The following is a 19,934-nucleotide window of genomic DNA, read 5'->3' on the forward strand; positions in this document are numbered from 1 at the left end:
CCATGGTACTTACCGATACGCATACTCATTTGTATTATGAAACTGATGATACAAAACGTGCAGAACTTATACAACGCTGTAACGATAACAGCATCACCCGCCTGTTTTTACCCAATGTAGATACTGATTCAGTAGCAAAGGTTTTTGAGCTTACCGCGGCCTACCCTGTTAACTGCTTCCCCATGCTTGGCCTTCACCCCTGCTCAGTAAAAGCAGATTGGGAGGAAGAGCTCAATACCATCATGAATGCGCATGGCGACAATAAAATATATGCCATTGGCGAAATTGGGATAGATCTTTACTGGGATAAAACTTTTTTAAGCGAACAGATACTCGCGTTTAAAAAACAGATAGCCTGGGCAAAATCATTAAAACTGCCTATTGTTATTCACTGTCGTGATGCTTTTGACGAGGTGTATAATGTGTTGGTAGAGGAACAAGACGATGATCTGCGCGGCATATTCCATTGCTTTGGCGGCACGCTTGAGCAGGCCGAAAAAGTAATAGCATTGGGCTTTTATTTGGGTATTGGCGGCATTATTACCTATAAAAACGCCGGTTTAGACAAAATTTTACCTCAAATTGATCTAAAGCATATCGTTTTAGAAACGGATTCTCCGTACCTTACGCCGGTTCCGTACCGGGGTAAACCTAATGAAAGTTCGTACTTAATATACGTTGCCCAAAAGGTTGCGGAGCTGTATCAAAAACCAATTGAAACCGTTGCTGAGATAACTACGGCAAATTCAATACAGATTTTTGGTGTGTAATTATTTAACAGATTTTTGATTTTTAGCATTATTATATATTAATGAGCCAAATACTGATCATCTATACCGGTGGGACAATAGGTATGATGAGCGACCCTACTACAAAGGTGCTCAAACCCATAAATTTTGAGCAAATAATGGACAATGTGCCAGAGCTCGACCGTTTAAACTGCAAAATTAAGGTACACTCTTTCGATAAGATCATCGATTCATCAAACATGAATCCCGAGATATGGAGCGAATTGGCCGGCTTGATCGAATCAAATTATGATAAGGTTGATGGCTTTGTAATTTTGCATGGCTCGGATACCATGTCATTCACGGCCTCCGTTTTAAGCTTTATGCTGGAGAATTTGGCCAAGCCGGTAATTTTTACCGGATCACAGTTGCCTATCAGCGCAATCCGGACGGATGCCAAGGAAAACCTGATGACGGCCATTGAAATTGCCAATGCCAAAAAGAATGACCGCGCCCGTGTACCGGAGGTTTGTATCTATTTTGACTATAAATTATTCAGGGGGAACCGTTCATTCAAATATAATTCATCAAAATTCGAAGCTTTCCGTTCTCCTAACTATCCTATCCTGGCTGAGTCTGGCGTTCACTTGAGGTTTAGCACTAATGACATCAGGGAGCCAGCCGATAGCCCGATGATAGTTCACAGAAATTTAGTGAATGATATAGCCGTACTTAAACTGTACCCCGGCATAAGCCCTAAAGTGGTTGAAACCATTCTAACTGCCGATGTACGCGGTATTGTTATGGAAACATTCGGCGCGGGTAATACCACTACCGAGCAATGGTTTACCGATCTGCTTAAAAACGCCATCGACAGCGGCAAGGTGATCCTTGATATTTCGCAATGTAAAGTAGGTACTGTTGAATTGGGCCGATACGAAACCAGCAAGCAGTTAAAGGATATTGGCGTAGCTAATGGTTATGACATGACCTATGAAGCCGCCGTTACCAAAATGATGTACCTGCTGGCCCAAACTGATGATCCGCTATTGGTAAAAGAATGGCTGGAAACCGATTTGCGCGGGGAAATTACGGTATCGTAAGGTAATCCCGAATACAAAGTGCGTTAGGTCATGCTGAGGCACTCGAAGCATGTTGGTAAAGGTCTTACGCTCACACTTCGAGTGCCTCAGTGTGACACCCACCTTTTTCAACAGTTCTCCGTTAAATTCTGTTAAATAAACCCCTCACACCTACTACTTTACCACAATCCGCCTATTTTTGCCTATAACCTTAGGCATTATGTTCAAAAGCTACCTGAAACTGGCGTTGCGCAATCTGTGGAAACGTAAAACAACTACTGCAATTAATGTTTTAGGCCTGTCGATAGGTTTGGCATGCTGCGCTTTGGTATTCCTATTCTTTCAGCACGATATAAGTTTTGATAAGGGTTTTGATAATAGCAATGATATCTACCGCATAACCACCAATTTTAATGATGGCGGTAAGGCCCCTACGGTATCCATGCCATATGTTACCTATCTGAAAAGCGAAATCCCTGAAATTGATGAGGCAAGCCGATTGGATGCCTCCAAATGTACCTGCATTGTACAGGTAAAGGATAGTTCAGCATCTACCCCATTTACTGTTGATAATGGCTATTGGGTCGATCCATCGTTTTTCAACATCTTTTCCTTTCATTTTCTACAGGGCGAACGCAAAACAGCTTTGCTGGCACCTAATACTATCGTGATATCAGCACCGCTGGCACAAAAGCTTTTTGGCGATAAATACCCTATCGGCAAGCCATTAAAAGCCGGTGATAATATTTATACCATTACCGGGGTCTTTAAAAACGATTTCACCAACCATTTTGGAGCCGATTTCTTTGCATCAAACAATAGCAATGGCGTGCACGAAAGTATTGCCGCTAAAATTAACTGGGTTACCGATCCTAATTATTACGCCTATATAAAGCTAAAACCCGGCAGCAATAAGCAGCATGTAATAAGCGAACTGAATGCCTATACCCAAAGGCATGCCGGTCCCGATCTGAAATCCACCGCTACAAAACTAAGCAACTCACTCCAGGCGTTGCTTGATATTCACTTGCATTCATCAGCGTATCAAAGTTATCTGGAGGCTAAGCAGGGCAACTTAAGCTATTTATACCTGTTGGGTAGCATTGCACTGGCTATATTACTTTTAGGCTGCATTAATTACATGAACCTCTCAACCGCCCAAGCTGTTGACCGGTCCCGCGAAGTTGGTGTGCGCCGGGTTATGGGGGCAGGTAAATCATCCATACGCTATCAGTTTATGATAGAAACCATTGCCATAAGCGTACTCGCGCTTATGGTTGCTATTGGGCTTGGCTTTCTATTTTTACCTGCATTTAACAACCTTACCGGGCAATCATTATCCTTTTTTGCACCAGAGAACAGAAGCCTTATTTTATGGCTGCTGCTGATATCCTTATTCACGGGCCTGTTAGCGGGCTTATATCCTGCGCTCTATCTATCGGCATTCAAACCTGTGAAAGTATTAAAGGGCAAAGTAAGCGATTCTGCTGGTATGTTTAACTTACGCAAGGTATTGGTGTCGGTACAATTCATTATTTCAACCTGCCTTGTTTTTGCCACTATAGTTATCTGGAACCAGCTGCATTTTATGATCAACTCCAAACCCGGCTTTGATCAGGATCAGCAGTTAACCATTTATTTTAGCGGCAATCAGTCAACAAACAGCAATGCTTATTTCATTAGTCAGCTTGCCGGTAATCCAAACTTTCAAAGTGTAACAGGCGCAACGGCCCCATTAATATCCGGGGATATGAATTTTTATCCGGCAGAAAAAACGGTAAATGACAAGCACGATGTTTTCCTTGACTTTGCTGATGAGAATTATATAAAAACGCTCAACCTTAAATTCATTTCGGGCGGCAATTTCAGTGCTGCAATCTTTGGCAAGAGTGATCCTGCAAAAGATATGGAAGTGAGCGATATAGGACGTGAAATAGTGTTGAACGAACAAGCCGTAAAGCAATATGGCTTAAACCCCTATACCGCACCCGGCCATTATATCTCTCATTTGCGCGATGGGAAAATATACACTTACAAAATTGTGGGTGTGGTTAAGGATTATCATTTCTTTTCGCTGCACTCGGCTATTGGGCCTATAGGTATTATTGCAGCTAATCCCAATCGTTTTACAACGGTTATTGCAAAAATTAAAGGCAAAAATGCCCCTGCATCTATAAAATTCATTGCCCAAAAATGGAAGGAGATATATCCTGATGTTCCCTTTAATTATGGCTTTATGAACAAAGCCTTTAGTTATGATTATGACCAGGATGCGCATCAGCAACAAATGATGGGCGCGTTTGCGGTTATAGCCATTCTCATATCGTGCCTGGGCATATTGGGACTCATAACCTACACCCTGAGTCAAAAAGCCAGGGAAATTGGCATTCGCAAGGTAATAGGCGCCAGTGTTACCAACATTGTAATGCTGTTTTATAGCCAGTATTTTAAGCTGGTGCTAATAGCCAACGTAATTGCATTGCCGCTTGCCTGGTATTATATGAGCAAGTGGCTCAACGGTTTCGCCTACCGCATAAATATGAGCTGGTGGATGTTTGCCGCATCATTATCCGCGGGAGTTATTATTGCCTTTTGTACCATTGCATTTAAAACCATTAAAGCCGCCAGTGCCAATCCTGTAAAAAGTTTAAAGGCAGAGTAATTTCATAGTACATACTGTTTAGGCTAAACAAGTGTTTACAACCCCAGCGTTGTAAACACTTGTTTAATACCGGTTTAATTACGTAAATTTAAGTACTGATTATAGATCCGGTTTCCTCAACCATGTTCATTATTTATGAAACTGCTGCGTGCTATATGCTTGTGTGTGTTTCTGTGCTATTGCTTTTTATCAGCAAAAGCGCAGTATTTCGATCTGCGGCCAAACAAGAGACATGTTACTATTCATTTCCGCATAGTGCGGAACATGATCATCATCCCCTTAAAAATAAACAATACCGGGCCGTATAACTTTATATTGGATACCGGGGTTGGCCTTATGGTAATAACCCAACCATCATTGGTTGATTCCATTAGTCTCACCTCAAAACGCACCATAAAGATCCCCGGTCTGGGTGCCGGTGATGATGCGGAGGCCTACGTTACACCAGTATTAAATGTAGACATACAAGGACTTGATAGCTATAATGTTAGCGCGGCCATACTAAAAACGGATTATTTCGGCTTGTCGAACTATGCAGGTATGCATATACATGGTTTATTAGGATATGAGTTTTTTAATAACCTGGCTGTTAAACTTAATTTCGGCGATAGCACACTGAATATTTGCAGGCCTAAAGATCTTCATGCCTACAGACATGCCAACAAGATACCCATCACTATTGAAGATAGAAAACCTTATATGCAGGCCAACATCCTTTACCCCAACGATAAAATGGTTGATAGTAAACTGGTGATTGATATTGGCGCCGGTCACCCAATTTCCATTGAACACATGATAAAGAACAATGGCCTGCCTCAAAAATTTATTGCCGCCAATTTAGGTATAGGCTTAAACGGGCCAATTGATGGTTTCATAAGCCGGATAAACGAGGTTGATATTGGCCGGTACAAGATAAAAAATGTGCTGGCCTCATTTCCTGATGATACAAAAACGGAAATTGTTACCAGCGTACCGCGTGATGGCAACCTGGGTATTGGTCTGCTTAAAAAATTTGATGTGATTTTTGATTACACCAATAATGCGATGTACTTAAAACCGGGCTTCCTTTACAAAGAACCCTATGAACATGATATGAGTGGCCTGGAATATTATGCCACCGGTACCGATTACCAGCACGTAATCATCAGCCGGGTTGAGCCTGGTTCAGCAGGTGATTTAATCGGGCTTGAAAAGGGTGACGAGATTGTAACTATAAATTTCAGAGCGGTTTCAAAAATGAACCTTGAGGAAATTGATGCTCTATTTAAATCGAAAGATGAACGGACTATCTTACTTGAAATTTTCCACGATAACAAATACGACCAGGTGATCATTACCTTAAAGCGGAGAATTTAACAGCAAGCCAACATATTGCTATTTAAGCTGACTGATGTTTTCAAAAAAAGCGGTTTGAAGATCAAGTAACGATCTTACATTCATTTTTTCTCCATACATATCAAAACACAAAAACTGTGAATTTTTAACATCATTATTTTTTGCTTTTTCGAAAAAATTAAAGGTTTCAAAAAAATAATGGTTGGTTGTTATATTGTCTTTTGTGTTGGTTTGTGATGCATTTAGGCTGAACCCAATGCTATCAATCCATCTATGCACTTTTGAGTGCAGACTTGGCCGAATGTTGTTCATAGGTTAATGTTTTATTTTTTAAACGAAAAATAAATATACTTGTTTCAACCTTTAGTAAAGATTTACACACAATTGTTAACACTTACAGTGCAAAACCCCTGTCTTTCTTGCAGTTACAGTCAACGTCATTTTATTATGACAAAAAAGACCATTATATGTTCGCTTTTATAGTGGATATGTAACAATGCTATGATTATTAGTCAATTAAAACTTATAAATGCAACCTTTGCGTATTATGCGTGTATTTATAACCCAAACGCAGCAAGAAAAACTTATGAAACCGTTTTTACTTATATTATCACTTATTTTTTTTACAGCTACATATACTTTTAGCCAAACGGGCCGCGAAGTACATGGAACTATTATTGATTCAACAAAACAATCCATTCCCGGAACAATAATAAAATTGGTATCAGACAAGGGCGACAGCACCGTTACAGCTGCTGACAATGCCGGTAAATTTGTTTTTGCAGGTGTAAATGGCACTAAGATCACATTAAGCATAACCTCCATAGGCTACCAGGCTATAAAAAAACATTATACACTTGATAACAGCACCGCGCCAATGATGCTGGGCAACATCATATTAAAAACAGAATCAAATGTTTTGCAGCAGGTTACCATACATGGTGTTAACGAGGTTACCTTTAAGGAAGATACTACCGAATACAAGGCCAGCGCTTATAAAGTAAGGGATAATGCCCCTGTTGAGGATGTAATTAAAAAGCTGCCTGGCGTTGATGTTGACGTAAATGGTAATATCACCACACAAGGCAAACAGGTAACCAAAGTACGTATAAACGGAAAGGACTTTATGGGTGGCGATGTACAATCAATCACCAAAAATTTACCGGCCGATGTGGTTGAAAATATACAAATGATTGATGATTATGGCGATCAGGCAAATTTAACCGGGGTTAAAACCGGCGACCCGGATAAGATCATGAACATCACTATCCGTAAAGACAGGAACTATGGCTACACCTTGCAGGCTACCGGAGGCGATGGTGAAGACATGTTGCCTAAAGCTGATGGAGTACCTGACGCAAACCGTTATTTGGGCACACTAAATAGTTTTATTTTTAATGGCGATCAGCAAATTGCCGTTTTAGGAAGCATCAATAATACTAACGTTAATACCTTTTCTTTTGGCTCAACCAGCGGCGGTGGCGGAGGAGGTGGTTTTGGCGGAGGTGGCGGAGGTGGCGGCCGTGGAAATGCAGCCCGTGCCGCTATGAGTTCAGGGAGCCTGATAACCAGCCAAAATGGCCTTACCGACGCCCATTCAATAGGTGCAAACTTCCGCGATCAGTGGGGTAAACATCTTGCTGTATACGGCAGCTACAGTTTTGCCGATAATACTGTTAATACCATAACCGAAAACATTCAGCAAAATCTTTCGCCGGTAAATCCAAGTGTTAACAACCAAAACAGTAATGAAACCGACAGGAATATTAACCACCGCTTAACGTGGAATATGGAATATACACCTGATACCAGTAACTATTTTAAAATAACACCTACGTTTTCATATGCGAGTGTAAATACTAATGAAAATGAAACAGTTGCTTTATTAAGAAAGGGAGACACCACCTCTGCCTACACTTCAAACACCTATGCAACATCATCGGCACCAAATTTTGGATTGAATGTTTTATATAATCATAAGTTTAAGCATCGCCACAATTTCAGCGCCTATGTTACCTTAGGTTCAACCACAAGCAATCAATACCAAAACCCAACCTATGTTTATGCAGGCATACCAACTGCTCCGGTTGATCAGATGATCACTACCTATAGCCGTACAAACAGCGTGGGTACAACATTATCATATCTATCACCAATAGGCCGCCGCGATTATCTGGAAGTAAATTACGCTTTCAATTACGCGTCAACAACAAATGATAAAACAGCCGATACCAGTTCAGTGCTGCCCCCGTCTGCCTTTTTTACACCCGATAGCGCTTTAAGCAACCGGTATAATTTTACATTTATGACCAACCGCTTTGGCTTAAATTATCGCTTTATTGAAAAGAAATACAACTATACCTTAGGTTTGGCAGCACAGCCAGCCGTATTGGATGGCAATTCGCCACAAACAGGAGCAACAACACATGTTACCACTTTTAACATTATACCTACAGTACGCTTCATATACAACTTTTCGCGGAGCCACACCTTCATGTTTAACTATAATGGCTCAAGTTCTTCACCAAGCTTTTCGCAATTACAGCCTGTTACCGATTTCTCAAACGCGTTATACCCGGTTTCAGGCAACCCCGATTTGAAACCACAGTTTACAAACAACGTGTGGATAAGATACAATTCCTTTGATTTTAGTACAGGGAATATATTGTTCACAAGCTTGAATTTTCAGCAGATAAGCAATTATATAACTACCAATACGGTAACCTATCCGCGTACTTATACGCCCGATCCACGGTTTGCAAACACCACATTAACAAAATACGTAAATGCCGATGGCTATTACACCACCTCGGCTAATGTAGTATACGCTAAACCGTGGGATAACCGTAAATATACCTTATCGCTTACGGGTGCTATAACCTATACTAATTCTATCGGTTATTTAACCAGTGTTGATTCAACAACATACGCGCAGACAACTGAAAAGAACGTATCAAAGAACATACAGTACACACCTGGCTTAAAGTTCAGGGTTGATCTTACCAATATTATTGATGCCCAGGCTATAACAAACTATGCTGTAAACCACACAAACAACTCTGTTGAGAACGCTTTAACCGAAGGTACTTCAAACGTGCGCACCTGGACACTGGGCGCTAATGGCAAAAACTATTTTGGCGATTGGACTTTCAGCTACGATTATTCAAAACAATTTAACTATGGCTATGCCTCAACCTTAAACATTACCAACCCTAACATTTTAAATGTTTACCTGGAGCGCCGGTTCTTAAAAGGCAATCGCGCTACCTTACGCTTGTCGGTATTTGATTTATTTAATGAAAACACTGCTTTTTCAACAACTTCAACGGTAAGTTCATTTACCGAAACGCAGACCAATCGTCTTTCACGTTATTACCTGGCAACCTTTACTATAAGGCTGCAAAAATTCGCGGGTAAAGCGCCTGTTCAGCAAGATAGCCCTCGTGGTTTCAGAAGAGAAGGCGGCGGTGGTGGACCTGGCAGCGGTCCCGGTGGCGGCGGCCCTGGTGGTGGTGGCTTTGGCGGCGGACCGGAATAACACTCCCTTTAACGGAACATAAAAAAGCTCACATGATTTTATCATGTGAGCTTTTTCGTAGAGACATAATACTTTACGTCTTAAATATTGTCGCTATTGTTTTATTAATACAGTGTTTATAACCTGTTCAAGATCTTCAAGGTCGAATGGTTTTGCCAGGTAGGTTTCAGCACCGGCGTGGTTGGCAAGCAATTGGATGTCGCTGTTTGCCGAAAAATAAATAACCGGTATAGCTTTTAAGGCCTCATTCATCTTAAGTGATTGGGTAGCCATGATACCGCCTTCATCAGGGATCCAGTTATCCATCAGTATCACATCCGGTAAAATACCCGAAACCCTGTCAACAATATTATTGCAATTGGTGAAAGTAAATACCTCCCAGCCTTGTTCTTCTAAAATATAACTACAGATAGAAAGTATGTCTTCATCGTCATCAAAAATGATAATTTTTTTACCTGTTTTATTCATCAGTATGTATAGTAGTATACCTGTGAAACTATATATAACTTATAAAAGAAACAAATGTTTTATCTGCATAAATAATTATTCAGACTTTAGAATTTTAATGCCGCTCCTGCTGTAAAATAAAATACTGAAGGTTTTTCAGGTACACCCAATTCTTTTGCAATTGCTGCCGATTTAAACTCATTTTCAACGATTGCATAGGTTGGTATAAAGCTAAAAATAAAATGATTAATCTTGTATTCCACAGGCATTGAAAGTTCATCATCAAGCAGTTTAAATTGATCTACATTCTGTTCAAACTTATTGATCAATGCGGTTTGTGCCGCTTCCTTTTTTGCCTTTTTGAAAACCTTTTGTGTTAAAAAGGCATCATAAAAATTCTGTGTTCCGGCATTTACCGTTATAGTTGGCGAAATAAATATAAAATCCTTCGCCGCAAATATTTTCTCAAAAACAATATCGTGCGATATGTCGAACGCTAAAAAAGCATCATTGTTAATACCCTGCTTATTTATATCATAATCAAAGCTGATGGATGGGGTAATAATATCGCTGATATCATAATCAAAATTAGCATTGAAGGTACTGCTCATGGACGAGCCTATTTGTGTACTGTTAGTACTGTAAAATAATTTAGTGTATGATACATCGCCCGAAAAACTATCAGTTATATCAAACTCATAGCCCGCTGAAACATCGCCCCCATCTACTTTATTTTTTTTATTATCCGGCAGATAATCTAAAGTACCGGAAACATACAGCCCTGATTTATGTGTGTACTTAATATCGGGTGAGATAATTGGCGTTGTTGTAAGGCCTGTTCGCCCCATAAATACATTATTACTTGTATAATTGGCACCAACTTTAATGGATGATTTCTTTTTTACCGTATCATTTAAGGCTTTATTGAGGGTGGCTTTTAAACTATCAGGCAATGTTTGACTGTAGCCATTGGCGGCTAAAAAGAACATTATCGCCATAAAAAATAATTTGTAAGGGGCTTTAATCATAATAGGGGTTTAACTGGTAAGATATTTATTAATAAATAATATTTAGTTTGACTGCATAATATGCAATAGTTTAATGAAAAATAAATATTATTTGGTTAAACTATTATATATCAGCTTATGTCATAGATGAAAACAATTATAAACTAAATAAAAAAACATGAAGACATTAGGATTAATTGCAGCCGGCATTTTATTGTCAGCAGCTGCATTTGCTCAAACAACTACCCCAGCCCCAACAAAAACCCCGGCCGAAAAAGTGCAGATGAAAGATCTTCGCCAGGATGTGCGTGCTTATGACAACAAAAAAGCCGATGCAAAACAGGCCATTAAAAAAGGTAACTTAACTGCTGCAGATGCCGACATTGCCGCCGCTAAAACCGACAAGGCCGATATCAAAGCCGATAAGCAAACCTTAAAAAGCGAAGGTATAGCCCATCCTGTTAAAACAGCTGAAAAACAGATCAAGAAAAGTGATGAAAAAGCTGTAAAAACAGATGTAAAAGACATAAAAGCAGATAAAGTAGCCGAACAAAAAGCTGTAAAGGCAGGTGATATTACCGCAGCCCAAGCTGATCAGAAAGATGTAGCTACCGCTAAAAAAGACCTTAAAAAAGATGCCCGCGAAGCACGTCGCGATGGTGTTAAACACCCTATACGCCGCGCGAAAGCATAATATAACAAACACATAGCAGCAAAAAGCCCCGGGTAATTAAACCCGGGACTTTTGTATTATATCGTATTTATTATGCTTTATTTTTTTTAAGCCGCACTTATTACCGACTGGTTTAATAACTGTTCATCGCGTTTCTTCATTTTAGCCTTATGTAAAAAGCGCAGGTGCAGCAGGCCTATCATTAATGCGATAACCCCTTCGCCCAATACCGTATTGGTGGTGCCTATCCATTTAGATATACTGCCAATAAGCAAACCGCCCAAAGGCTGCATCCCGAAAAATGCCATTGCGTAAAAGCTGATAACCCGGCCCCGCATGTTGATATCTGATGAAGTTTGTATAACCGTATTGCTGATCGTAATCTGCGACATCATTCCAAAACCTGCAACTGCTGAAAATATCAACGCCAATATATAATTATGCTCATGCGAGAACAGTACAAGGCCTGCGCCAAATACCAGTGTATTTATTCCCAATATTTTTTTAAGGTTATGCCCCGGTTTAAGTGACGCTAGAAATATTGCTCCGGCAAATGCGCCCAGCCCAATAAAGCTGTCAATAATACCAAAGGTTGATGCCGTGCCCTTAAAAACATCCCTGGCATAAAACGGGATCAACGTGCTGTATGGCAACACAAATAAGCTCACCAGCATAAGCATTATCAGTATAAATGATATTTCAGGGGTGCGTTTAATATAGCTGAAGCCTTCCTTAAGTTCGCCAAATACGTTTTTAGGGTGTGGCTTATTAATATATTTTGGCAGCTTCATCAGTAATAAGGAGATGATAACCGCAACAAAACTTAAGGCATTCATTAAAAAACAAACACCATCGCCCAGGTTCTCCAATACTATACCCGCTATTGCCGGGCCGATAAGGCGGGAAAGATTTACCATTGATGAGTTGAGGGCAAGCGCGTTGGGCAGATCATTCTTATCTTCGATCATTTCATAAACCAATGATTGTCTTGCCGGTACATCAAAAGCATTTATTATACCTAAAACTACGCTCAGTGCCAATATTTCCCACACCACGTAATGTTTGGAGAATATGAGTATGGTTAATAAAACAGCCTGTATCATTGATGCCACCTGCGTGGTAAGCAGTACCCGGTAGCGGTTGTACCTGTCTGACACCACACCGCCCAGCAATGAAAATAAAAATGATGGGAACTGGCTCGCAAAAAGTGTAAGCCCCAGCATAAATGTGGAATGTGTAAGCGAATATATAACCCAGCTTACCGCGGTTTTCTGCATCCATGTTCCTATCAATGAAATGGATTGACCGCCAAAATATAATCTGTAATTTCTGCTTTTAAATGCTCTGAATGTACTTATGTTCATTATCACCCTCTATTTATAATTATTCGATAAGCTAAGCGCCCTTACTCAAAATCAACTATTTTGGTTAGTGGTGCAATAGCCTGTTTTAGTATTTCCTGTTCTTCGGCTGTGCAGGTTGCATTAATGGCCTTCTCCAGCCATTCATCCCTTTCGCTACGCATCTTTAATATGGTTTGCTCGCCTTTTACGGTTAACGATATAACTACTTTCCGCTTATCGGTTTCTGAGTTTGTGCGGAGGATCAACCCCTCCTCCAAAAGATGACTCAATATTTGCGACATGGATTGGTTGGTGATCTTTTCCATTGAGGCTAGTTCGCTTGGCAATAAACCGCCATGCTGTAATAGTAAGCCCAATGTTGAGCGCTCGGTAAGCGAAAGCTGCTGCGCAGTGATCGATTCTCTGCGCAATTTCTTTATCAGCCTTGTTACAACGGTGCGCAAGTCTGATACATACTGAAAATCTTTTTCGTTACTCATATTATAGTAAGTTATACTAATAAGTTTGCCTTACAAATATACGGCTTGTTTTTATAACCATTTACAGCCATTATCATCCTATTGTTATAAAAATTTTGTGTTATTTTATGTTGGCCATAAATTTTATTATCTTGAACCTCTACATGTATCATTACGGCGGGTTTTCCGTTTAATGTTATAACCTGCGAAAATGTGCTGACAAATGAATGCTACTGAAAATTATGAGCTTTTAATTGGCAAGATCAACACCTTTATACGGAAGTATTATTTGAATAATCTTTTGCGGGGATTGATCTTTTTAGGAGCGGGCTTATTTTCAGCATATGTAGTTATCACCCTGAGCGAATATTTCGGCAATTTCAGCGTGATATTACGCACCATCCTCTTTTACTTTTTTATCGTACTAAACCTGGGCCTGATTGGCTGGCTGGTAATCCCTTCATTACTGGCATGGCTAAAATTGGGCAAAACTCTAACCCATGATGAAGCAGCCGAAATTATTGGCAAACACTTTAGCGGCGTTAATGATAAACTACTCAACACGCTTCAACTTAAAAAACAAGCTATTGTTGATGAACGCCACCGCGCGCTGATAGAGGCCAGTATTGATCAAAAAATAGAACTCTTAAAACCGGTCAGCTTCCCATCGGCCATAAACATAAAGGAAAATAGCAAATACCTTAAATGGATAATAGCCCCGGTAGCATTGATTTGTGTTATAGCATTGGCGGCGCCATCGGTTTTGACCGAGAGCACTAAAAGGCTGTTAAGGCATAATGAATATTTCGCGCCCGTTGCACCCTTTAAATTTGTTGTTTTAAACAACTCCTTAGCCGTAGTGCAAGGTCAGGATTTTAAACTCGATCTGAAGCTGGAAGGCGATAAACTCCCAGCCGATGTCTATGTAGAAACCGCGAATAATACGTTCAAGCTTGATAAACAGAATATAAGCCGCTTTCAATACCTGTTCAGCAATTTGCAACAGAATACGGTTTTTAAGTTAACGGCTAATGGCTTTACATCAGCATCCTATGAGATCAAAGTTAACCTGCGCCCGTCATTGTTACATTTTGATGTGCGTTTAACCTACCCCGCCTATCTGCATAAAAAAAATGAAACACTCCCAAATGCAGGTGATCTTACCATCCCGGCAGGAACTATTGTAAACTGGCAATTCCATACTCAAAATGCTACCGGGATGGTTTTTTCTATGGATAATAAAACAGAAGCGCTTGGTTTAAGCGGGCACGATCTGTTTGAGCATAATGAAAAAATCCTTAAAAACACCGTTTACAAAATAAATCCGCTCAACACCTCTGTTAAAAACAGCGATTCGGCCAGCTATCGTATTAATGTAATAGCGGATGAGCCTCCTACAATTTCTATTGAGGAAAAGCCTGATTCCATCAGCATGAAGGCGCTTTATTTTACGGGTAAGATACAGGACGATCACGGTTTTTCATCCCTGGTTTTTCATTACAAAGTTGGAGCGCCCGGCGAGAATGAAACCGGTAAGGCGCGTTTGTATACGCTACCCGTTAAGGCCGATCTGAGCCAAACACAGGCCGATTTCTTTTACTACTGGAATTTAAAGGACCTGGGCATAAAACCCGGCGACCAGGTGACTTACTTTTTTGAGGTTGCCGATAATGATGGTGTTAACGGCCCAAAAAGCGTGCGCTCACCCGAGCATACACTTAATGTACCGGATGCTAAGCAGTTGAATGAGCAATTAAATGCCGGTACACAGTCTGTTAAGCAAAAAATGCAGTCGGCCATAAAAATTGCGGGGCAAGTGGAGCATGATTCGCAAAAACTGAATGAGCTTTTACTGAATAAAAACACCATATCATTCGATGAAAAAAAGCAGATTGAAGACCTCCTGCAAAAAAAGAAAGATCTGGATGATTTAGTAAAAGACATACAGAACGAGAACAAAAAGACCGAATATAACCGTCAGGAAAATCAGCAGCAGGATCAGGAAATGGTTGCCAAACAAAAGGAAATGGAAAAGCTGTTTAATAATGTGCTCGACCCAAAAACCCAGCAAATGCTGCAAAACCTGCAGCAACTTTTACAAAAAGACCAAAAGGATGCTACCCGCGATGAGTTGGCGAAAATGCAAACCGACAATAAATCGCTGAAAAAAGAGCTCGACCGCATGCTGGAGCTTTACAAAAAACTGGCATTTGATCAAAAACTTGATCAAACAGCCAATCAGCTTAACCAACTGGCGCAGCAGCAACAAAAATTAGCCGACCAGAATAAACAGCCAAATACTGACACAAAAACAGCACAGCAGGAGCAGCAAAAAGTAGCCAATGATTTTCAGGAGGTTAAAAAAACGCTGGATGATCTGAAAAAGGAGAACGATCAGAATGAGCAGAAGATGGATTTTGAAGATCCGGCGAAAGATGTAAAAAATATAGCCCAGCAAATGCAGGAAAGCAGTGATGACCTGCAAAAAAATAACAATTCAAAAGCATCGCAATCGCAACAGCAAGCCGCCAAACAAATGCAGCAACTTGCCAGCAAAATGAAACAACAAAATGAGGAAAGCCAGGAAGCCGAAAACAACATAGATATACAGGAACTGCGCGAATTGCTTAAAAATCTGGTAAACAGCTCCTTTCAGCAGGAAAATGTGATGCAAACGCTAAAGGGCACCAACCCTACCGATCCTAATTATATCACCCTTGCCCAAAAGCAAAAAGATATAAAAGACAATCTTAAAACAGCCGAAGATAGTTTGTATGCGCTGAGCAGGCGTGTGCCGCAAATACAATCAACCGTTAATAAAGAAATTACCGGGATAAATGATCATATTGATAAAGCGCTTGTTAATTTGGGCGACCGGCAAACACCCGAAGCATCAGGTAATCAGCAATTCGCGATGACGGCCATGAACAATTTGGCACTAATGTTGAGTGAAGCGCTTGAACAATTACAGAATATGCAAAAAAATGGGCAGGGAAAAGGGAAAGGAAAAAAACAATCCCTTGCGCAACTGGCACAAATGCAACAGCAATTGAACCAGAATATGCAAAAAGCCCGCGAGCAAATGCAACAACAAGGCAATCAGGGGAAAAATGGCCAAAAACAAGGTCAGGGTACTCCCAAAGATGGCCAGGAGGGTAATATGAGCGAGCAGTTGGCTAAAATGGCACGGCAACAGCAAATGATACGGGAGATGTTGCAGCAGATTAACCAGGACGAAAATAAAGATGGCAGGAATGGTTTGGGCGATCTTGATAAAATTTCGCAGCAAATGGAACAAAACGAACGCGATCTCGTAAACAAGAGAATCACCGATGAAGCATTAAAAAGGCAACAGCAGATTCAAAGCAGATTACTGGACGCGGAAAAGGCTGACCAACAGCGCGAACAGGATCAGCAGCGCGAAAGTCATGCCGGCAAAGACATGCCTCCCGGGTATATTAAAGCATTGCAGGATTACCAACAAGTAAAAGCAAAACAGACAGAACAGATCAGAACGGTATCTCCGGCACTTAACTTATATTATAAACAAAGAATAAATTTGTACTTTGATCAAATTAATGCCAAGTAGTATGGAACAGGAAAAAGTTCGGGTAGGCAAATTATACACCTTACAGCTGCAAGCCAAAGAGGAAAGTATAGCCCAACTGGAGAATTTAATTGAAAACATAGCAGACAGGTATGGCATCAGCGAGGATACCTTTGCTAATATGATGACTTGCCTTAATGAAGCTTTGATCAATGCCATGAAACATGGCAACAAAATGGATCCGAATAAAAAGGTAATTATAAATGCTGAGGTTGAATCCAAACGCATCGTATGGACTATTACCGACGAAGGTGAAGGGTTTGATTATACCCATTTGCCCGACCCTACAGCGCCTGAAAACCTGGAGAACTTAACGGGCCGTGGTATATTTATTATAAAACATCTTGCCGATCAGTGCATATTTAACACCACGGGCAACGAAATAGAACTTCATTTTAAGATATAATGCCTGCAATACAGTTTTTTGAAGAAGATATTGCCTATAAGCTAAAGAATAAAACACAGGTAAGGCAATGGATAACTGATACTATACTTGCCGAAGGCTATAAATTAAAAGAACTTACCTACATCTTTTGCTCGGATGCTTATTTATTGCAGATAAACCAGCAATACCTCGACCATGATACTTATACCGACATTGTAACCTTTGATAACTCAGAGATTGAGGGCGCAATTATCGGCGATATTTTTATATCGATAGACCGTATCAGGGATAACGCGGCCAAGTTTGGCGTTACCGAAGCAACCGAATTACACCGGGTAATTATACATGGTGTTTTGCATTTATTGGGCTACACGGATAAATCGGTGGCTGATAAGAATAAAATGACACAAAAAGAAGATTTCTATTTGAACAGACGAAGCTTTAATAGCTAATTTTACGTTATAAACACATCATTATAAAAACAATTAGCCATGAAATTATTAGCGATCTTTTTAACTTTAATGCTGATCACGCCGGCAGCTGAAGTTTATCAGTTTAAATTAAAAACTATTGACGGGCAGGACTTTTCTTTAGCCAAATACAAAGGCAAAAAGATATTGGTCGTTAACACCGCCTCAAAATGCGGTTATACCCCGCAATATGCCGACCTGCAAAAATTGGCAGACCTGTATAAAGACAAAGTTGTAGTAGTTGGTTTCCCTGAAAACAACTTTGCCGGCCAGGAACCAGGTACTAACGCTGAAATTAAAAGCTTTTGCACAGGCAAATACAACGTTACCTTCCCTTTAAGCGAAAAAGTGAGTGTTAAGGGCGATGATATTGCACCTCTGTTTAAATATTTGACGGAAGCACCAAACCCTGATTTTACAGGCGAAGTAAAATGGAACTTTGAAAAATTCCTGCTTGATGAAAATGGTAAGCTGATCCACCGTTACCGTTCAGCAGTAAAACCATTGGATCCAGCAATTACAAATGCGTTGTAAGTAAAACTCATACTAAAAAGAAAAGCCACTGAATATTCAGTGGCTTTTCTTTTATCCGGCAATCTTTTAATCTTTTCCCTGTTTCTTAGCCTTTTTAGTAGAATCCTGCTGCGCTTTTTGATCTTTCTGATCGTTTTTTGCCTTTGCTATTGAATCCTGTTTCGCTTTTTTAGCCTTTTTCTTCTTGTTAAAATACCCTTTCAGCAAAAAGTTATGCTGTGCTGCTGTAAGGTCCTCGTTTAAGGTTGAGGTTGTTGTATGCACATTTGCCATGGTGGTTTTTGCCTGTTTAACAGTAGCATCAAGGTCATTAGCCATTTTATCATTATTCAACAAACGGCCCAGGCTGCCTTTGCCACTGTTTACCTTACCGGTAATATCCGATAAGTTTTGTATCAGCGTGCCCGCATTATCGGCAATACCGGTTAATTTACTGATGATCTTGTCAACATCCATTGGGTTTACTGTGGCCAGTTGTGCTCCATTTTGTACTTCTTGTGCGCCATCAGCACCCCCGGGGGCAACAACCATCAATTTCTCGCCCATCAAACCATCACTGCTAATACTCATTTTCGAATCTGTTTTAACGAATTTCTTAACATTGTTATTCAAGGTAAGGTCAACCCTTACGGAGCTATCTGTTACAATGGTTATGGCATCAACCACGCCTACATTAATACCGGCAAATCGCACATTGTTACCAACCCGCAACCCATTTACATTTTTAAACCTGCCATAAACATTAAATGTTGAATTAAAGAGGCTTTTCTTACTCCCTAACAGAAACACGGCCAGTACCAACACCACTAAGCCGGTAAAGGCAAATAATCCTATTTTTATTTTTTGAGATGCGGTAGTTTTCATGATATATCTTTAAAAAATTCTTTTACAATTTGGTCTTTAGATTTCTGGAGGGCTTCAAATGTGCCCTCAGCTATATATTTTCCATCATTCATAATCACTATACGGTCGGCAGTTATGCGTGCGCATTCCATATCATGAGTTATAATAATTGATGTCGTTTTATATTTTTTTTGCATGGATAAGATCAGTTCACTTATCTCCCGTGATGTTATCGGGTCGAGGCCGGTTGTTGGCTCATCATACAGCATTATTTCGGGTTTAATGATCAGGGTACGCGCCAAACCTATCCGCTTGCGCATGCCTCCCGATAGATCTGAGGGTAATTTATCCACCGAATCGAGCAATCCTACGCCATCTAAAACCTCATTTATGCGTTCCTGTATCTCATGCTCATCTTTCAACTTTAAAACCCTTGTAAGCGGAAATTCCAGATTTTCACGCACCGTCATTGAATCATACAGCGCCCCGCTCTGGAACAGGAAACCGATCTTCATTCTCAATTGCTTCAGTTCCTCAGCATTCATATCGGCCACTTCATCACCAAAAACTTTTAACGAACCCCCATCGGGTACCAGCATGCCCACTATACATTGTATAGTAACAGATTTGCCCTCGCCCGATTTACCCAACACCACCACATTTTCGCCACTATGTACCTCCAGGTTAATATCCTTTAGCACTTCTTTTTTACCGAATGATTTCTTGAGGCCCTTAATAGCTATAACCACCCCTTTTTTAGGGGTTTTTGCATGCGCTTTATGTTCCTTTACCTCTTCCATA

General features: G+C 40.4%; 17 protein-coding genes. 10 read left to right on the plus strand and 7 right to left on the minus strand.

Features of this window, described 5'->3' with window-relative positions:
• The first annotated feature begins 2 nt into the window (after positions 1 to 2).
• The 4 genes from BLU33_RS22365 to BLU33_RS22380 all read left to right on the plus strand — a co-directional run bounded on the left by BLU33_RS22365 (position 3) and on the right by BLU33_RS22380 (position 5,828).
• Entirely contained in the window at positions 3 to 770 is a 768-nt protein-coding gene (locus tag BLU33_RS22365) for a TatD family hydrolase (RefSeq protein ID WP_091378632.1), read from the plus strand.
• 41 nt (positions 771 to 811) lie between these two features.
• On the plus strand, positions 812 to 1,831 hold the full coding sequence (locus tag BLU33_RS22370) for an asparaginase (protein WP_091378634.1): 1,020 nt from the start codon (positions 812 to 814) through the stop codon (positions 1,829 to 1,831).
• A gap of 199 nt (positions 1,832 to 2,030) precedes the next feature.
• Complete coding sequence (locus BLU33_RS22375) at positions 2,031 to 4,472, plus strand: ABC transporter permease (RefSeq protein ID WP_091378636.1); 2,442 nt, start codon at positions 2,031 to 2,033, stop codon at positions 4,470 to 4,472.
• Positions 4,473 to 4,607: 135 nt separating this feature from the next.
• Entirely contained in the window at positions 4,608 to 5,828 is a 1,221-nt protein-coding gene (locus BLU33_RS22380; RefSeq protein ID WP_091378638.1) for an aspartyl protease family protein, read from the plus strand.
• Positions 5,829 to 5,846: 18 nt separating this feature from the next.
• Here BLU33_RS22380 and BLU33_RS22385 read toward each other — a convergent pair whose 3' ends face one another.
• The gene (locus BLU33_RS22385) at positions 5,847 to 6,119 is read right to left on the minus strand and encodes a hypothetical protein (RefSeq protein ID WP_091378639.1); all 273 of its coding nucleotides are present in this window, start codon (positions 6,117 to 6,119) and stop codon (positions 5,847 to 5,849) included.
• Positions 6,120 to 6,393: 274 nt separating this feature from the next.
• On the opposite strand from BLU33_RS22385, the gene BLU33_RS22390 reads away from it, so the two are divergent.
• Positions 6,394 to 9,345, plus strand: a complete 2,952-nt coding sequence (locus BLU33_RS22390; RefSeq protein ID WP_172829286.1) for an outer membrane beta-barrel protein — start codon at positions 6,394 to 6,396, stop codon at positions 9,343 to 9,345.
• A gap of 93 nt (positions 9,346 to 9,438) precedes the next feature.
• Here the strand turns inward: BLU33_RS22390 and BLU33_RS22395 are convergent, their stop codons facing one another.
• Both BLU33_RS22395 and BLU33_RS22400 read right to left on the minus strand, forming a co-directional pair.
• Positions 9,439 to 9,813 (minus strand): response regulator, encoded by a 375-nt coding sequence (locus BLU33_RS22395; protein WP_091378644.1) that lies wholly within the window; start codon positions 9,811 to 9,813, stop codon positions 9,439 to 9,441.
• Between the two features lie 86 nt (positions 9,814 to 9,899).
• Positions 9,900 to 10,820: a hypothetical protein gene (locus tag BLU33_RS22400; RefSeq protein WP_091378647.1), complete on the minus strand. Its 921-nt coding sequence runs from the start codon at positions 10,818 to 10,820 to the stop codon at positions 9,900 to 9,902.
• A 157-nt stretch (positions 10,821 to 10,977) separates the two neighbouring features.
• Here BLU33_RS22400 and BLU33_RS22405 point away from each other — a divergent pair, with 157 nt between their 5' ends.
• Positions 10,978 to 11,493, plus strand: a complete 516-nt coding sequence (locus tag BLU33_RS22405) for a hypothetical protein (protein ID WP_091378651.1) — start codon at positions 10,978 to 10,980, stop codon at positions 11,491 to 11,493.
• Between the two features lie 86 nt (positions 11,494 to 11,579).
• Here BLU33_RS22405 and BLU33_RS22410 read toward each other — a convergent pair whose 3' ends face one another.
• Complete coding sequence (locus BLU33_RS22410; protein ID WP_091378654.1) at positions 11,580 to 12,836, minus strand: MFS transporter; 1,257 nt, start codon at positions 12,834 to 12,836, stop codon at positions 11,580 to 11,582.
• A 41-nt stretch (positions 12,837 to 12,877) separates the two neighbouring features.
• Positions 12,878 to 13,315, minus strand: a complete 438-nt coding sequence (locus BLU33_RS22415) for a MarR family winged helix-turn-helix transcriptional regulator (RefSeq protein WP_091378657.1) — start codon at positions 13,313 to 13,315, stop codon at positions 12,878 to 12,880.
• Between the two features lie 202 nt (positions 13,316 to 13,517).
• Between BLU33_RS22415 and BLU33_RS22420 the strand changes: the two genes are divergently transcribed.
• Genes BLU33_RS22420 through BLU33_RS22435 form a run of 4 tightly spaced genes read left to right on the plus strand, consistent with a single transcriptional unit; the run spans position 13,518 to position 18,290 of the window.
• The gene (locus BLU33_RS22420) at positions 13,518 to 16,883 is read left to right on the plus strand and encodes a DUF4175 family protein (RefSeq protein ID WP_091378660.1); all 3,366 of its coding nucleotides are present in this window, start codon (positions 13,518 to 13,520) and stop codon (positions 16,881 to 16,883) included.
• 1 nt (position 16,884) lies between these two features.
• On the plus strand, positions 16,885 to 17,307 hold the full coding sequence (locus tag BLU33_RS22425; protein ID WP_091378663.1) for an ATP-binding protein: 423 nt from the start codon (positions 16,885 to 16,887) through the stop codon (positions 17,305 to 17,307).
• Positions 17,307 to 17,738 (plus strand): rRNA maturation RNase YbeY, encoded by a 432-nt coding sequence (gene ybeY / locus BLU33_RS22430; protein ID WP_091378666.1) that lies wholly within the window; start codon positions 17,307 to 17,309, stop codon positions 17,736 to 17,738. Before BLU33_RS22425 ends, ybeY begins: the two co-directional genes overlap by 1 nt.
• Positions 17,739 to 17,777: 39 nt before the next feature.
• Positions 17,778 to 18,290, plus strand: coding sequence for a glutathione peroxidase (locus BLU33_RS22435; protein ID WP_091378670.1), 513 nt, complete (start codon positions 17,778 to 17,780; stop codon positions 18,288 to 18,290).
• Positions 18,291 to 18,356: 66 nt separating this feature from the next.
• Here the strand turns inward: BLU33_RS22435 and BLU33_RS22440 are convergent, their stop codons facing one another.
• Positions 18,357 to 19,154, minus strand: a complete 798-nt coding sequence (locus BLU33_RS22440) for an MlaD family protein (RefSeq protein WP_091378674.1) — start codon at positions 19,152 to 19,154, stop codon at positions 18,357 to 18,359.
• Positions 19,151 to 19,933, minus strand: a complete 783-nt coding sequence (locus BLU33_RS22445; RefSeq protein ID WP_091378678.1) for an ABC transporter ATP-binding protein — start codon at positions 19,931 to 19,933, stop codon at positions 19,151 to 19,153. The genes BLU33_RS22440 and BLU33_RS22445 overlap by 4 nt, the downstream gene beginning before the upstream one ends.
• Position 19,934 lies beyond the last annotated feature (1 nt).

The sequence above is a fragment of the Mucilaginibacter mallensis genome (assembly GCF_900105165.1).
GTDB lineage: Bacteria > Bacteroidota > Bacteroidia > Sphingobacteriales > Sphingobacteriaceae > Mucilaginibacter > Mucilaginibacter mallensis.

Coding starts and splice junctions, on each gene's coding strand:
- BLU33_RS22365 (WP_091378632.1), top strand. CDS start 3: ATGGTACTTACCGATACGCATACTCATTTGTATTATGAAACTGATGAT.
- BLU33_RS22370 (WP_091378634.1), top strand. CDS start 812: ATGAGCCAAATACTGATCATCTATACCGGTGGGACAATAGGTATGATG.
- BLU33_RS22375 (WP_091378636.1), top strand. CDS start 2,031: ATGTTCAAAAGCTACCTGAAACTGGCGTTGCGCAATCTGTGGAAACGT.
- BLU33_RS22380 (WP_091378638.1), top strand. CDS start 4,608: ATGAAACTGCTGCGTGCTATATGCTTGTGTGTGTTTCTGTGCTATTGC.
- BLU33_RS22385 (WP_091378639.1), bottom strand. CDS start 6,119: ATGAACAACATTCGGCCAAGTCTGCACTCAAAAGTGCATAGATGGATT.
- BLU33_RS22390 (WP_172829286.1), top strand. CDS start 6,394: ATGAAACCGTTTTTACTTATATTATCACTTATTTTTTTTACAGCTACA.
- BLU33_RS22395 (WP_091378644.1), bottom strand. CDS start 9,813: ATGAATAAAACAGGTAAAAAAATTATCATTTTTGATGACGATGAAGAC.
- BLU33_RS22400 (WP_091378647.1), bottom strand. CDS start 10,820: ATGATTAAAGCCCCTTACAAATTATTTTTTATGGCGATAATGTTCTTT.
- BLU33_RS22405 (WP_091378651.1), top strand. CDS start 10,978: ATGAAGACATTAGGATTAATTGCAGCCGGCATTTTATTGTCAGCAGCT.
- BLU33_RS22410 (WP_091378654.1), bottom strand. CDS start 12,836: ATGAACATAAGTACATTCAGAGCATTTAAAAGCAGAAATTACAGATTA.
- BLU33_RS22415 (WP_091378657.1), bottom strand. CDS start 13,315: ATGAGTAACGAAAAAGATTTTCAGTATGTATCAGACTTGCGCACCGTT.
- BLU33_RS22420 (WP_091378660.1), top strand. CDS start 13,518: ATGAATGCTACTGAAAATTATGAGCTTTTAATTGGCAAGATCAACACC.
- BLU33_RS22425 (WP_091378663.1), top strand. CDS start 16,885: ATGGAACAGGAAAAAGTTCGGGTAGGCAAATTATACACCTTACAGCTG.
- ybeY (WP_091378666.1), top strand. CDS start 17,307: ATGCCTGCAATACAGTTTTTTGAAGAAGATATTGCCTATAAGCTAAAG.
- BLU33_RS22435 (WP_091378670.1), top strand. CDS start 17,778: ATGAAATTATTAGCGATCTTTTTAACTTTAATGCTGATCACGCCGGCA.
- BLU33_RS22440 (WP_091378674.1), bottom strand. CDS start 19,154: ATGAAAACTACCGCATCTCAAAAAATAAAAATAGGATTATTTGCCTTT.
- BLU33_RS22445 (WP_091378678.1), bottom strand. CDS start 19,933: ATGGAAGAGGTAAAGGAACATAAAGCGCATGCAAAAACCCCTAAAAAA.